Raw genomic sequence first — 15,076 nt, 5'->3', positions numbered from 1 at the left:
TCAGCCCTCGCCGAGCCGTCCAAAGCTGCTTCTTGCCTGACCGTCCGGATTGTCCCAGCGGCTTGGAACGCCTGAAACCTGGACAGACTTGCTTTCGCCTCCCTGCCGCGCGAGGACGAAGATCAGGGCGGCGGTAAAAACCGCCAGATCGATCAGGATAAAGAGCTTGAAGGGCAAGCCAAACAACAGCGCTTGCGCGAGATAAACGAAGTAGAGCTTGATCTGTGAGAGGCCGGCCAGACCGGAGACGCCTATCAGGCCGGCCATATAGGGTATGAGCGTCAATCCGGTAAAAATGGAACCCGCCAGTAACAGGGTTGCATGACAGGCGACCACAAATGCCGTCACCCAGGCGACATGACCCATGGCATCCAGATGTCGCGCGAAAGGAAATTCGACAAAGGCCAGAAAGCCGATCAACGCCACAAAGAACAACAGCAAGGTCGGTACCGCGACGGGCGCATTTCCAAGCGCTATGTTCGCTCCGGGCACGATAAACGTACCAATCAGAAACGGGGCAGAACCCAGGAGCCAGAGCAGCGCCAGGATTGCCCAGCCCATGCTGATCTCAAGCCAGCGTACTCGAAAAAAGACGGCACGCAGAAGGAAAGAGCCGATCAGGAAGACCGCCACCGGTCGTCCGAACATGGCGATGACCTCTCCAGCCGATCGACAGGTGCGGACGAACGATCCGCAGATCGATGCATGGTCCGGGGCGGCGGCAATGTAAGGATGGAGGAGAAGGACAAGGACGAGCAGACTGGTCCACACAAGGACAGACTTGCGAAACTGCTGGTCTTCCATCGCCCGAATCCAACCGCACAACATTAAGTTGCATCAGAATTAGGCCAAGAGTCTTACCGAAAGATTATTGAAAACCCTTTTAAGTTGCCATGTACGCGAAACACAGAGTTCAAACGCGCCCGGGCCGTCATCCCTATTTGCCGGCCTTTTTCATGGTCTTGGCCGTATCAAGCAAATGCCACACATCCTTCTGGCCGAAACCGCGGATATCGCGCGATCCGAGATTGGCAAGCTCAAAGTGCTCGCGCAACGTAGCCGCCATTTCGTCCTGAACGCTGATCTGCATCGGTTCGGAAAACTCCTGCAGCCGTGTTGCAAGGTTCACTGCCGGGCCGAAAATATCATAGACATATTTCTGGATGCCGACGACAGAGCCGACCACCGCGCCGGTCGCAAGGCCGATACGGCAACGCCACTGGTTCGGGTGAGACGAATTGCGCCGTTCCAGGTAACGGATAAACCGGATCGCGGCATTGGCGGCGGCCTTTGAATGATCGGGTGTCGGATCGGGAAGGCCGGCGACAGTGATATAGGCATCGCCGATCGTCTTGATCCGCTCGCAGCCGAACTGCTCGCCGATCCGGTCAAAGGCGCTGTAGATGTCGTTGAGTTCCGTCACCGTCACACTTGGATCGGCGGACGCGACCATATCGGTGAAGCCGACAAAATCGAGCATCAGGACGGACACAGGGTCGTAGAGCTGCGGTGTCACGACGCCAAAGGTCTTGAATTCTTCATAGACGGCCCGCGGCATGATGTTCAAAAGCAGCTTTTCCACCTGCTCCTTTTCGCGCTTCAATTCCCGATTGTTGCGCTCGACCATCATGGAATAGGAATCGATCATCGATTCCAGCTCGCGGATGCGGGTTATGTTCTGGCACACCAGGACGGCAATCTCCTGGCCGCCCTCTTCGGTCAGAGTAAAATCCAGCGCAACCGCCATCGTTCGGCGCTTTTTCTTGAACCGGGTTTCGCCGGTATAGCCGCCGTTCTCCTTCAGGCCCTTGCGCAACGCGTCAATATCCAGCTCGCTGAAAACATCGCCCAGCCGCGCATCCGCCTCGGGTTTGCCGAACCATTCCTCGAACGTGTCGTTGTGAAAACGAAAATTGAAACTGTTGCCGTCCAGAAGAGCCACTCCGACACCGATGGCACGTAGCAACTGTTCATTTATGGTTTCGATGGACATCTCTTATCCTACGATGAGGCCTCGCCGCTTCTCAAATTCCTGCAGGACGGCGATTATATCCGGATCGGTGAATTCATGGTCCTTGAGGGTCGCGCCCAGGACAACTTTGAGTTCGTCGAAATGGTCGTCCTCGATCGGAAGATGCGAATGCAACTGACGAAGCTGATTGTCGGTGTAGGAGGCCGGGCCTCCGAGAAGCGAAGCGATGAATTTGGTCTGATGATCAACCATGCGGGACATGTCGATATCGTCAAAGAACGGTCCGATATCGTCGCTGTCGAGCAGCGTGTCATAGAAACTCAGGACAACACGGCTAATTCTTGCGAAGCCGCCATATTTCTCGAAAAGACTTTGCTCATTCATTATTCGGTGCTCCCATGACCGAAACCACTGTAAATTTCTATTTGATTGAATTGTTGAGTTATTTCAACGATCTTTACCAAAAACCACAAATACTGAAACCAAGCGTAAGTTGCGAAATCGGGAGCGGCCCCGGCGGAGTTCCGCCGGGGAACGCAAATCAGGCCTTTTCGATGACGATTTCGGCATAGTCCGAAGGCACATGCATTGTACCGTCCTTCGCGACATCGAATTGCGCTATCGTTTCCAGGATGTCGTCATTCAATGCGATCTGACCTTCCTTGCCCACGGCGGCAAATGCCTTGTGCACCGGGCCGTAATAGGTTCGGAAGAAACCGATGAATTGCTGCGGCGAATGATAGCGGAAGTTGAAACGCTTCACCGTCGTGGAAATCGACTGGGCGCTTTTTGCAAATGTTTCGCCGATCCACTTGCGGTCTCCCCAAAGCGCCGGAGACTGCACGCCTGCCGGCGGCGGGACATGTTTGCCAAGCGTGCGGAACAGGGCACCGATAAAACTGTCCGGCGTCCAGTTGGCCATCGCGATCTTCCCGCCACAGCGGCAAACGCGAACCAGTTCCGAGGCCGACTGATCCTGATTTGGCGTAAACATCACCCCGAAGGTCGACACAACCGCATCGAATGAACCGTCGGCGAAGGGAAGGTCCTCCGCATCCGCAACCTTGAAGCTCACATCAAGACCTTCGGCATCGGCCCTTTGGCGCCCGCCCTCAAGCAGCGTCCCGACATAGTCCGTCGATGTGACATCGCACCAACGGCGCGCAAAGGCCAGCGTCGCATTGCCATTGCCGGCCGCAACATCGAGAACTTTGGAACCGGGCGCCATGTCGACAACCTCGGCAAGCTCTTCACCGGTGAGCTGCAAAGTCACTCCGATCCGTTTGTAATCTCCGGACGACCAGGCCGCATTCTGCTTTTGCTTGATTGCGGCAAAGTCGGGAGCTTCCCTGACAGGTGCTATGATGTTCATTGTGTTCTCCTTTCGCGGTGAGTGGGGCCTTGTCCCCTTTGGTTCATCCCTGGATGGGCGTGAGGTGTTACGCCGCTGACCTTTCGGGCCAGTAGCAATTGGCAACCGGGCGTTCGGTTCCGGCGATATGTTCAAAAATGCGCGGATTGACCCAGCCCGGCTCAAAGACCGGCGCCATGTGTCCAAGTCCCGGCAGCATCGCAAGCCTAGCGTCCCGGATCGCACCGGCGATCTCGATGGCCACGTGCTGCGCAATAGCAGGCGACTCCATCCCCATCATCATCAGTGTCGGCATTTTGAGAGCGCTTAGGTCTTCAAGCGTCCAGCTTTCGGAAAACCCGCAGGCAAAGTCGTCCAGGATGGACCCGGCCATCGCGGCGAACCTTTCCTGCGTCTTCGAGCCGAAACTGTCGAAAGCCCCGGCGCCGTTCCAGAAATCGATAAAGGCCCGCATTCCCGCTTCCGGCGCGCCCTCGGCGACATGGGCCGCCAATGCATCCCGGACTGCTTTGATCGTTGTACCGAGACGCAGCTCTTCCTCACCGCCCCACTGCAGAAAATGAAAGGCAGCCGGCTCATAAAGTGTCAGGCTCTTGATCAGATCGGGCCGCATCAACGCGATCTTCAGGGCGACCGTCGCCCCAAAGGAATGACCGACCAGGTGAACGGGAACGCCAAATGTCTCGACCTGCCGGACAATCCGCTCTGCAATCGGCTGCGTACCGGCCGAACCCGCATCATCAAGGGACGGTGCGCCATATCCGGGCAGATCGGGCGCCATGACATCAAAGCGGCCATGCAGGTCTTCGCCAAGGCTGCTCCACTGTGCACCGCTCGACGCGGACGAATGAAGCGCAACGATGGGTGCGTTCGCATGGGCGGGGCTGGAAAGACGTACGGTCATCGGACTGTTCCTGTCGTGTGTTCGTTTGACCGCTATTTGCAGCTTGCAGGTTTCGTTTCGTTTTCAGATCAGCCCGTTCCGTGTTTCATTTGTTGCCCAACGAACGGCAACGGCGCGAACTCAAAGCGCTCGCAGTTTCAATGATTTAGGTTTTCGTTCGCGCCGGAATTTGTCATTGGCTGAAACAATTGAAACAATCGGCCGCAGAAATGAAAACCGACTGAAACACTGGCGGGATAGGACTTTGCCATGTCCAGGCACGCGACGATCGACCATAGTGCCGCCTTCGTGCGGTTTGATGCCCATGGCGCCCTTGCAGAAGCCAGCGGCGAATTCGAGACCTTGGCCGGCATTGTCTCAGGCAGGGCCGGGCGGGATGATGTGCTGTGCGAATATCTTGAACGGTTCGACAGCATAAATCAGAGCGACATCGGACAAACGACCGATGACAGGCTACGGGCCGCCGCGCTCTGGCAGGGCCATCGTGGCGCCCCGCTGGAAGCACGGATGAAGGATGGCCGGTGGCGCCTTTTGTCCAGCTGCCCCGCACAGGACGGCGGCACACTTTATATAAGCGTCGATATAACCGGGCAAAAAGACAAGCACAGCCTGATGCAGTTCCTTGTCGAAAACATCCCGCTTCCGATGTGGGTCAACCGCATCGAAACCGGCGAAGTGCTCTATTCCAACTCGGCTTCGAACCGGCTTTACAACGTCAAGCCGGACGCGCTCGACGATCGGACCATCTCGGAATTCTTCTTTGATACCGACGACAGCATCGAAATGCTACGCAAGCTCCAGCTCAAAGGCTCGATTGAAAATTATCCGGTTAAGACGAAATCCGACTCCGGCAAGGAAATCCTGGTGCGCGGTTGTGCGGTTTTGACTGAGCGGGGCGGTGATGAAATCGTTCTCAATGCCATCCAGGATCTGATGGATCGCACCGAGCTTGAGGAAGATACGGTCAAGGCCCGCGATATGCTGCGCGATGCAATCGAGTCCTTGTCGGAGGGGTTTGCGCTTTATGACGAAGACAACCGCCTCGTCATGTTCAACGAACGCTACAAGGAAATGAACCACGCCGTCGCGGATATCCTTGAGCCGGGGCTCGACTGGGAAATCCTGATGCGTGAAACCGCGCGGCGCGGCATCTACGCCGATGCCGTCGGCCATGAGGACGAATGGGTATCCGGGCGCATTGAGAACGGCATCGAATATATCCAGGACTACGAACTCAGGCACACGGACGGCACCTGCTACCTCGTCTCCGTGCATCCGACCAAGCTGGGCGGCTTTGTCGTAACGCGCACCGACGTGACGGAACGCAAGCTGGCCGAGGCAGCCGAACGGGACGGCGATCTCCTGATCCGCCAGGTTCTTGAGGCAAGTCCCGCGCCGGTCGTCATGGCCCGCGTCGGTGATGGCCGCATTCTCTACCGCAATCCGGCCGCTGCGGAACTGTTCGGCAAGGTCAAGGCCGCCACCGAGTTTTATGTCAGTATCGACGACCGGGCCGACTATATCACCACACTCCTGGCGGACGGTCATGTCGATGATTACAAGCTCACCCTGATCAACAGGGACGGCGACGAGTTTCCCGCTTCCGCCTATGGCCGCCTTGCCGAATACAAAGGCGAGGAGGTCGTCGTCACGACAACCATCGATCTGACCCGGCTCAACGAAGCCGAGGCGATGATCCGCAAGGTGCTGGAGGCATGCCCGGTTCCCGTTCAGATGACCAATGCCGAAACCGGCAGGCTGCTGTTCCGCAGTCCCGAAACCACCGCCCTTTTTGGACCGGTGGAAATCGCAGGGGATTATTATGTCGATGCAGGAGAACGGCAGGCCTATATCGACATTCTGCACAAAAAAGGCTGGGTCGACGAACACAAGGTCAAGCTGCTGAACGCCAAGGGCGAGGAATTCTGGGGCTCCATCTCGGCACGCCTGATTGAGTTTAACGGCGAAGACGTGATTGTCTCCAATACGCGCGACTTGACCGGCGAACTTGCCTTGCAGGACGAACTATCCAGCCAGCGCGAGCTTTTGTTTCAGAATGAGAAAATGTCCGCACTCGGCGAACTTTTGGCCGGCGTCGCGCATGAACTCAACAATCCGCTGTCGATCGTTGTCGGCCATTCTCTGATGCTGCGGGAAGAGGCGACGGACCCGGACAGCATTGCACGTATCGAAAAAATCAGCGCCGCGGCCGAACGGTGCGCCAAGATCGTCAAGACCTTCCTGGCCATGGCACGGCAACAGCCCACAAAGATGGAGAACACCGATGTCAACGCCTTGATCTCGACGGCGGTCGATGTCGCCGGCTACGGCAAACATGGCGAGGGCCTTGAAATCGATTGCACGCTTGACCGCGAAATCCCCGACATCATTGCCGATGCCGATCAGATCACCCAGGTCATCATCAATCTGATCATCAATGCCGAACAGGCCATCATGACGGCCGGAAAGGGCAAGCGCATCACGGTTTCAACAGGCCTGTCGAAGTCGGAAGACGCCGTGGAAATCATTGTTGAGGACGATGGTCCTGGCATTCCGCAAAACATCATGGCCCGCATATTCGAGCCGTTCTTCACCACCAAGGACGTCGGCGATGGAACCGGCATCGGTCTGGCCTTTTGCCACCGCATCATCCATTCCCATGGCGGGCATATCTGGGTCGACGCCGAATATCTTTCCGGCAGCCGCTTTGTCATCCAGCTTCCCGTTTCAAAACAGGCCGAAAGCGAACCGGCGGAAGACGGCGACGCCGAACGCAACCGCGTCGGCGTGAGAGCACTGATTGTGGATGATGAGGTGGAGGTCGCCGAACTGATCGCCGAAATACTGAAAAAGGAAGGTTTCCGGGTCGATCTGGCTCATACGGGCGACGAAGCGGCGCAAAGATTGCGCGAGAACCGCTACGGCCTTCTGCTCAGCGATCTCAACATGCCGGGCATCGACGGGCGCGGACTGTTTGAAATCGTCCGGGACGAATATCCGGATTTGCTGGAAAGAACGGCATTTATCACCGGCGACACGATGGGCGTCGCTTCCCAGAGCCTGCTTCGGGAATCACAATGCGCGTATCTCGAAAAACCGGTATCGCCGGCCGAACTGCGCGAACTTGTATATGGTATCCTGAAGAGTGAAAAAGACGACGGTTAAATGGAAAACAGCCACTATCACCTTGTGATCTGCGACGACGAACGGGATGTTCGCGACATGGTGCAGGAATATCTGCGCAAACGCGGATTCAATGTCTCCAAGGCCGCCAGCAGCGACGAGCTGCGCACGGTGCTTGGCGCAAACCGGATCGACCTGATCATCCTCGACATCAATATGCCGCGCGAGGACGGGTTGACTACACTGCGCTCGCTGCGCACGGAAGACCAGACACCGGTGGTGATGCTGACTGCCGCTGGCGAGGTGGTCGACCGGATCATCGGGCTGGAGATGGGCGCCGACGACTATCTCGGAAAACCGGTCGACCTGCGCGAACTCGAAGCGCGGATAAAGGCGGTGCTGAGGCGCAAGTCAGCGGAAGCGCCAGCCGATAAGAGCAAACCTGGATCGGCCCGTTTCGGCGACTATGTGCTCGATCTTGAGGCCGCCAAAATGCTCGACAAGGAGGGCGAGGAGGTTGCGTTGACCGCCATGGAATTCAATCTTCTCAAAGCCTTTGCCGAAAACAAGGGCCGTGTTCTCAACCGCGACCAGATCCTTGAGCAGGCCCATGACCGCAGCTGGGATCCTTTCGACCGCTCCATTGACATCCGCATATCCCGGTTACGGCGCAAGATAGAACGAAACCCGGAAAAGCCGGCGATCATCAAGACCGTCCGCGGCATAGGCTACGTTTACGATCCGGACGCCTGAGCGGCTTGCAAAACCCGGGCAAACGCGTTCGCTCATCAGAGCGTGGGCCTTTGGCCAACAACTGCAAAGACCATTGGACGCAGAAAAGGCACACGCTTTCAGAACCTGAATTTGAAACCGGCCTGGATGTTGTGCTCGGTTTCGCGATGTGAGAACGCTCCCTCATAATTCACAAAGGCGCTCGACTGATCGTTGAATTCGGCAAGGAAGCCGCTGCGGAGCACAGCCTTTTGACGGGATGCTTCAGTCCCGGCCGTTGTGAAGGTCAGACCGCCAGGTTGCAGAGTTACCGCCGTATCCGGACCGAGATTTCCCAGTTCCTGCTGGAATGCCGCCTCGATATGCGGCGTAAACTGAACCGTATTGACCATGACCTTCGTGTGAACACCGATGCCAAGAAGGAGTTGGCCGAGCGCTGAAGTCTGTGCGCCGACGGTCAAATTCGCGGCCCCGGCGCCGGTCTCAGAAAACCGGTTGTTGCGGGTCACGGAAAAGCCGCCCGCTGCAAACGGCCGGATTTTGACGTCGTCAAGATCAAACGAATATCCAGCCTCGACATAGCCGAAGCCGCTGTTTGCGGTAAAATCGGCGCTTGCCGTCGCTGCAAGGTTTCCGACCGTGACGGCACGACTGCTGTCAAGATCGCTATACACATACCCAAGGTTGGCACTGAGATCGATCGCACCGTCCTTTATGCTGGCAAATCCCGCGACAACGGCGCTGTTGCCGTCGACCCGGCTACCCAGGGAGCCAACATCTGAATCGGTTCGCAGATAGCCGACCGCAAGACCTGTGATCAGGCGACCATCAACCTGAAACCCGCCTCCGCCGAGAATACCCGAGTTGATCGTGCGGCTCGCCGCACCGTTTCCATCGGAATCGATGGACAGCCGGCGGTAAAGACCCTGCGCGAACACGAACGGCCTCGACTGCGCCAGCCCTGTTGCCGCGTCTGCGGAAAGCGCCTCGGACGGAAAGCTATTGCTTGTTGTCGCTACCGGCGCGTATGGGAGAAACTGGAACGCCGCCGTACTGGTATCGGGTGATCCGCCGCCTGCACCCAGGGTAATGTTCGACAAGATACTGCCAAGCATCAGGCCGTTGGAGTTCAAGGCGGAATGTGTTGTTGAATAGACCTCCCCGCTCAGACTTGAGTAAGCCTTGACGATGTCATCAGCAGAAATGTCATTCGCCAACAGCTCATCGAAAAGCACATCGAAACCGTCAAGGCCGTTACTTACGGCAAAGTCCAACGCGGCCGCTACGCCGGCCTGGTTCGAGGTCAGACCGATGCCCGGTTCAGAAAAACTGAGATCAGTCACGAACACGACGTCAGTCCCGTCCTCAAAGGCGAGCTCTGCATTGAGAACAGGGCTCGCGTTTACGGCAAGCCCCCTGTCCGTTACTCCGCCGGTAGCTTCAATGATCGTCCGCCTTTGTTCGCCGGCAAGCGGATTGAAAACGTTCACCGCTACAACACCATCAACGTCCGCTGTCCCGGACACACGCACAATCTCCCCTTCGCTCTTGTCCTGATCCAGGCTGAGATCAAGCAGGAGGTTGCCAGTGCCGGACTGAACGAAATGGCCCGTCAAATCAACATTGATCGAGCGCTGGCCATCAAGGCCGGCCTGGAGATGGCCCTCATTTGTGAACGTGCCACCGCCCATATCCAATATTCCGGTGCTGGTGACGGTGCCGCCGCTCTTTGTCGTAAAACTGTTGGTTCCAGAACCCAGATCAATGTCACCGGTTATCGAGCCGAGGTTTCGCACCGTGTCGTTGCCGCTCGTTGCGACGAGCGCCTTGTTGTTCAATGCCGACAAGGCTGCTGAGTTAACGAACGTGTTGTTCGCACCGTCAAGAATGAAAACGCCGCCACCCAGGAAGCCGGAACCGCCGATCACGGTCCCGCCGTTCAACGCAATGGAAATATCATCACTGCCGGTACCGCCTTCGCTTTGCGCCAGAACCGCCATGCTGTTGACACCCATGGCCAGGATATTGCCGGTGTGATCGATTGACACGGCACCGCCTGCACCGTTGCCATGCAGAGAGCCGAGATTTGCTATCCCGCTCTCTGTGCCGATGATCCCGCCGCCACCGCCGATTGACTGCGCCAGGATTCCGATACCCGCAAGACCGTTTTCCAGGTTTTCAGGGGAGGCTCCGCCTAGTGCCTCAATGCTGCCACTCGTCGTGATTGACACGGCACCACCGTCACCATGGCCACCGGCGAAAGGATTTTCGAACAGTTCAACACCAAACGGATCGATGCCGATGGCCGTTGCTCCGCCAACACCGCCACCGCCGCCCACCGATTGCGCGCGAATACCGGCGGACGCGATGCCCGCTGCCTGGATAGTCCCGTCATGAACAACCGACACGGAGCCGCCGTTCCCTGAGCTGCCGCCGATGCCGCCAATAACGATCTGTCCGGTCCGGAAGACAACACCATCGCCGCCAACGCCGCCGCCGCCGCCCACCGACTGGATGAATATGCCGTCCGCGTGTGCGCCTTGTGTGAAAATGCTGCCTTCATTGTTAACCGAAACCGAACCGCCACTGCCGGACGCTCCGCCAAAACCTCCGACGCCAATTCCGAATGACGGTTTCTTTATATTGTTGACAAATCCCGCAACGCCTGCAGCCTCGCCGAATTGTTCAAAACCTTCGCCTCCGTCCTCGCCGAAGGCCAGAAGAGCGCCGTAGATTGGATTGAACACAGCGTTGCCGCCATCACCGCCACCGCCGCCAACGGACTGGGCGAAAATGCCGTGCGACAGGTTGTTGCCGGTGCTTAAAGCACCGCTGTTCGTCACCTCGACAAGGCCGCCGTCACCGACTGCGCCACCAAATCCACCGATAGCAACGGTTCCACCCTGCGACGCGTTTCCGCGCCCGCCGGCCCCACCGCCACCGCCCACAGACTGTGCCCGGATCGCGTTGCTGATGATGCCTTTTGTGGCCACCGCTGCCGTGTTTTGAACACCAACCGACCCGCCATTGCTGGCTGATCCTCCGAAACCGCCGACCGCAACGGATACAGCAGTCAGTCCGGTTGATGACGATGCGGACGCCTCAGCATCTCCGCCAGTCCCGCCCCCGCCACCGACGGACTGGGCATCAATGCCGTGTGCGAGAGCACCCTCCGTTGTGATGATGCCGCTGTTTAGAACATCTACGGTTCCGCCGGCGCCGCCACCACCACCGCGCCCGCCGACCGTGACGGCAAGCGACAAGGATTTCTGGGATTCACGAGTTTTCTTTTCCAGGCTGACACGGGGCATACCGCGCACGGACCCGCCCTGGCCGCCTCCACCGCCGACCGATTGCGCAAAGATCCCGGACGAACCATCCGCTAGGGAGATAAGGTTCCCGGAATTGTCCAAGGATACCGTTTTGCCTACACCCGCAGCGCCCCCCTTGCCGCCAATGCCGATGGTCAGCACTCCGCCATTTGACGAGCCGAAGCTTGCACTGACCGCGGTGGCAACGCCGCCCTGGCCACCACCTCCGCCGACCGACTGCAGGAAAATGACAGCGGACTGGGCACCGCTGGTCGATAATGCCGCGGCGTTCTGGACAACGACATCATTGCCATCACCGCCCTTGCCCCCCGTGCCGCCGACCGTCACACTCGCATTGAATACCTGAGCGCCAAATCCAAATGAGCCGGCACCACCGAGATCCGGCAGGCCGTCTTCGGCCGTATCGTCGGTAACTCCGACAAGATCGGTTAGAAGCGCTGTAACGGCGTCTTCGTCGATACCGGCGGCACCTCCGGTCCCGCCCCCGCCACCCACCGATTGAGCCAAGAGGGCCGACGAGAGTTCTCCACCTGTAGAGATAACGCCGTCATTTTCGACAAACACAGTGCCGCCGTTACCACCGTCGCCGCCCTTGCCACCAACGGTAACCGCAACATTGACGGACTCCTTAAGACCGAACGCGATGCCGCCGACAAAGCCACCGCTGCCGCCGCCACCGCCAACGGATTGCGCCACAAGCCCGACAGAAGAGAGGCCTTCCGTCACAATACGGCTACTGTTGGACACCTGCACCCGGTCGCTGTTTCCGCCGGCACCGCCCTCACCGCCAACCTGCACGGTCACGTTGAAGGATTTCTGACCGCCCGCCGCGCCTCCAAGTGCAAAACCACCCTCACCGCCACCACCGCCGACGGATTGCGCCAAAATGCCGTCTGCATCACGCCCGCTCGTATGGATCAGCGCTGCCGTGCTGGTCGCTGAAACAGTCTTGCCATGACCGCCATCGCCGCCCGTCCCGCCGATTCCAACACTCACTGCGAAATTCGGCAACTTTGTTCCGACGCCGATCGCGACAGACGCCGACCCGGTAAAGCCGCCCGATCCGCCACCACCGCCAACCGATTGGGCTACGATCGCATGAGCGCGGTCGCCGCTGGTCGACACAGATCCATTGTTTTCAAGGATCACCGCATCCGACGAGCCGCCCCCTCCGCCGCTCCCGCCGAGGGCCAGTGTCACCGAGGTGGCCGAAATCTTGCTGACACCGATCGACACCGCGCCGGCGGCGGCAAACCCGCCGGCGCCACCACCACCGCCGGCTGACTGGGCAAGAACTCCGAGCGCGCCGGCACCCATCGTCTGAACCATACCGTCATTAACGAGCGTGACGGCACCGCCGTCTCCGCCGTCGCCACCCCGGCCGCCGAATGCCGAAGACACCGCAACGCCGATCCCGATCGATCCGGCTACTGCGAACCCGCCTGTTCCACCGCCGCCGCCAATGGATTGGGCGACAACCGCATGGGACAGGGCTCCGTCCGTAACGACCGAACCCGCGTTAGACAGATTCACCACCGAGCCGCTGCCGCCTGAGCCGCCCGACCCGCCGATGGCTGTCGATCCCAACAGACCGGCACTTACTCCAAAGCCACCTGCGCCGCCGCCGCCGCCAATCGATTGAGCCTTGACCCCGAATGAAACATGTCCGCCGGTCGCAAGGTCGGCTGTGTTGGTGACGTCAACCTGTTTTGCATCGCCGCCGAAACTGCCGCTGCCGCCGATGGAGAAGATGCTGACGGCACCGCCCCCGACGCCGCCACCGCCGCCGGTCGACTGCGCGAGCAACGCACCCGAGAAGTCGCCTGACGTCCTGATGATGCCGCTATTCTCGAACTCGACCGCGCCTGCATCACCACCGGTGCTACCCTCCCCACCAATTGCAATCGCTCCAACGTTAAACCCGCCGCCGCCACCGCCGCCGCCAACTGATTGAGCGATCACGCCATAGGCATAGGATGCTTCCGTTGTAATGGTGCCATGGTTTACGCCATTGACGCGGCCCCCATCGGCGCCGCCCGCTTCGTCGTCATCGCCGCTCGTACCGCCGATACTGATAAGACCGACAGCAAACCCCGCCGATCCACCGCCACCACCGATGGATTGTAGCAGGAGACCGTGCGCACCGGCTCCCCTTGTCTCGATCTGCCCGTAATTGTCGACCGAAACGTCGCCCGCATCGGCCCCCGCACCGCCGGATCCGGCAAGGCTGACCAGAGTTCTGAGATTGCCGGCCGTTCCCGCCACACCGCCACCGCCGCCAACGGACTGAACAAAAAGCGCGCTGGATCCGACACCGGATGTGGTCAAGGTTCCGAAATTGGTCACGTCAACATCACCTGCGCGTCCGCCATTGTTGGCGGAACCGCCATTGACCACGATGGGCAGAACACCGCCGCCTTTGCCGCCGGCCCCTCCGGCCCCTCCGGTCGAGGATGCAAAGACCGCGAAAGCATCATTGCCGAAAGTTTCCACCAAGCCGTGGTTGGTCACAAAGACATCGGAGCCGGCCCCGCCAAGCCCGCCGGTCCCACCGGTTCCTCCAATGATGTCGTCTGTTTCGTCGCCGCCTTGGCCGCCGTCACCACCCTGACTGATGGCACTGATGCCGTTTGCCCTGGCCGCATTGGTTGTGATTTTGGCGATGTTCTCGACCATGACGATGCCGGCCGACCCGGCATTACCACCAAGACCTGCATCGGAATCCGCGCCGTCGCCCCCATCACCACCGAGGCTGGCGGCAAACAGGCCAACGCCGGACTGGCCAGAGGTCGTCAGGACGCCGCTGTTCGATACGGTCACATCGGCCCCGTTGCCGCCGTCGCCACCAAAATCATTCGACGCACCGGCGTTGTCGAAGCCCTCCACGCCGTCACCGCCCTGACTGACGGCGCGAATACCACCCGACATCAAGCCCGCCGCTTCGATAATGCCGGAATTGGTCACCTCCACTGTTCCGCCGTTACCGGATGGACCTGGCAACCTCGGACTTCCGGAGCGCAGCTCACCGTCGTCACCGGCGCTGCGGACATTGACGCCGAAAGCCGGTATCGAGACCGGAAATGGAGGACCCGGTATTGTCAGCGTAAGAACCGAAAAACCCCCAGCGTTTTCGACAGTGATCGAATTTGCTGGATCGCCGGTCTCAAGAATATCGATACCGCTTTCACCCGGAGGAAGCACCGTCTGCGCAAACGCACCACCGGCCAGGCTGATAGCCGGCAAAGCACCGATACCAAGGGTTAATTTGAGAAGATTGGACTTCAATCCCTGACGCGATGCATACCCCATTATAACGTCCTCACTTAACGACGCTGCGGTCGAATTGGTGATAGTAGCTATGGCTGCTGAAACTGTTCTAGGTAGTCCGGAGCGAAATAAGCCCGCTGAGATAATGCTATTTGGACATCGCGTTTTGGTTCAATTCACATTGTAGGTTATCAACCTGTGGTAGGGATCGAATCCGATGGACTGTTGCAGATTCACATCATTGCACCCACAGATTGTGCAAACCGAACCGTGCCGAACCCGGAAATCCGGCGGAGCTTTGTGTCTGAAACCCGGCGCTGGCGAAAATGCAGCCACGCTTCCATCAAGGTGAAACCACATCGCCACTTTTCTTC

General features: G+C 58.9%; 8 protein-coding genes. 2 read left to right on the top strand and 6 right to left on the bottom strand.

From position 1 onward, the window contains the following. From OQ273_RS22595 to OQ273_RS22575, 5 genes are all read right to left on the bottom strand, one after another. Window positions 1–804 (bottom strand): hypothetical protein, encoded by an 804-nt coding sequence (locus OQ273_RS22595; RefSeq protein WP_267993372.1) that lies wholly within the window; start codon window positions 802–804, stop codon window positions 1–3. A 133-nt stretch (window positions 805–937) separates the two neighbouring features. Next, on the bottom strand, window positions 938–1,993 hold the full coding sequence (locus OQ273_RS22590) for an adenylate/guanylate cyclase domain-containing protein (RefSeq protein ID WP_267993371.1): 1,056 nt from the start codon (window positions 1,991–1,993) through the stop codon (window positions 938–940). 3 nt (window positions 1,994–1,996) lie between these two features. Beyond that, window positions 1,997–2,356 (bottom strand): group I truncated hemoglobin, encoded by a 360-nt coding sequence (locus tag OQ273_RS22585; RefSeq protein WP_267993370.1) that lies wholly within the window; start codon window positions 2,354–2,356, stop codon window positions 1,997–1,999. A gap of 157 nt (window positions 2,357–2,513) precedes the next feature. Further along, window positions 2,514–3,344: a class I SAM-dependent methyltransferase gene (locus OQ273_RS22580; protein WP_267993369.1), complete on the bottom strand. Its 831-nt coding sequence runs from the start codon at window positions 3,342–3,344 to the stop codon at window positions 2,514–2,516. Window positions 3,345–3,411: 67 nt separating this feature from the next. Then, window positions 3,412–4,248 (bottom strand): alpha/beta fold hydrolase, encoded by an 837-nt coding sequence (locus OQ273_RS22575; RefSeq protein WP_267993368.1) that lies wholly within the window; start codon window positions 4,246–4,248, stop codon window positions 3,412–3,414. Between the two features lie 249 nt (window positions 4,249–4,497). Between OQ273_RS22575 and OQ273_RS22570 the strand changes: the two genes are divergently transcribed. Continuing rightward, on the top strand, window positions 4,498–7,413 hold the full coding sequence (locus OQ273_RS22570; RefSeq protein WP_267993367.1) for an ATP-binding protein: 2,916 nt from the start codon (window positions 4,498–4,500) through the stop codon (window positions 7,411–7,413). Continuing rightward, entirely contained in the window at window positions 7,414–8,124 is a 711-nt protein-coding gene (locus OQ273_RS22565; protein WP_267993366.1) for a response regulator, read from the top strand. 98 nt (window positions 8,125–8,222) lie between these two features. On the opposite strand, the gene OQ273_RS22560 is transcribed toward OQ273_RS22565, so the two are convergent. Continuing rightward, entirely contained in the window at window positions 8,223–14,744 is a 6,522-nt protein-coding gene (locus OQ273_RS22560) for an autotransporter outer membrane beta-barrel domain-containing protein (protein ID WP_267993365.1), read from the bottom strand. Between the last annotated feature and the right edge of the window lie 332 nt (window positions 14,745–15,076).

This window comes from Hoeflea prorocentri (assembly GCF_027944115.1).
GTDB lineage: Bacteria > Pseudomonadota > Alphaproteobacteria > Rhizobiales > Rhizobiaceae > Hoeflea_A > Hoeflea_A prorocentri.
Note: the sequence above shows the minus strand (reverse complement) of the source record. Positions and strands in the feature narration are given on the sequence as shown.

Bases quoted from the DNA above. Each gene is read 5' to 3' on its own strand.
- OQ273_RS22580 (WP_267993369.1), bottom strand. From the start codon at position 3,344: ATGAACATCATAGCACCTGTCAGGGAAGCTCCCGACTTTGCCGCAATC.
- OQ273_RS22590 (WP_267993371.1), bottom strand. From the start codon at position 1,993: ATGTCCATCGAAACCATAAATGAACAGTTGCTACGTGCCATCGGTGTC.
- OQ273_RS22575 (WP_267993368.1), bottom strand. From the start codon at position 4,248: ATGACCGTACGTCTTTCCAGCCCCGCCCATGCGAACGCACCCATCGTT.
- OQ273_RS22585 (WP_267993370.1), bottom strand. From the start codon at position 2,356: ATGAATGAGCAAAGTCTTTTCGAGAAATATGGCGGCTTCGCAAGAATT.
- OQ273_RS22570 (WP_267993367.1), top strand. From the start codon at position 4,498: ATGTCCAGGCACGCGACGATCGACCATAGTGCCGCCTTCGTGCGGTTT.
- OQ273_RS22595 (WP_267993372.1), bottom strand. From the start codon at position 804: ATGGAAGACCAGCAGTTTCGCAAGTCTGTCCTTGTGTGGACCAGTCTG.
- OQ273_RS22565 (WP_267993366.1), top strand. From the start codon at position 7,414: ATGGAAAACAGCCACTATCACCTTGTGATCTGCGACGACGAACGGGAT.
- OQ273_RS22560 (WP_267993365.1), bottom strand. From the start codon at position 14,744: ATGGGGTATGCATCGCGTCAGGGATTGAAGTCCAATCTTCTCAAATTA.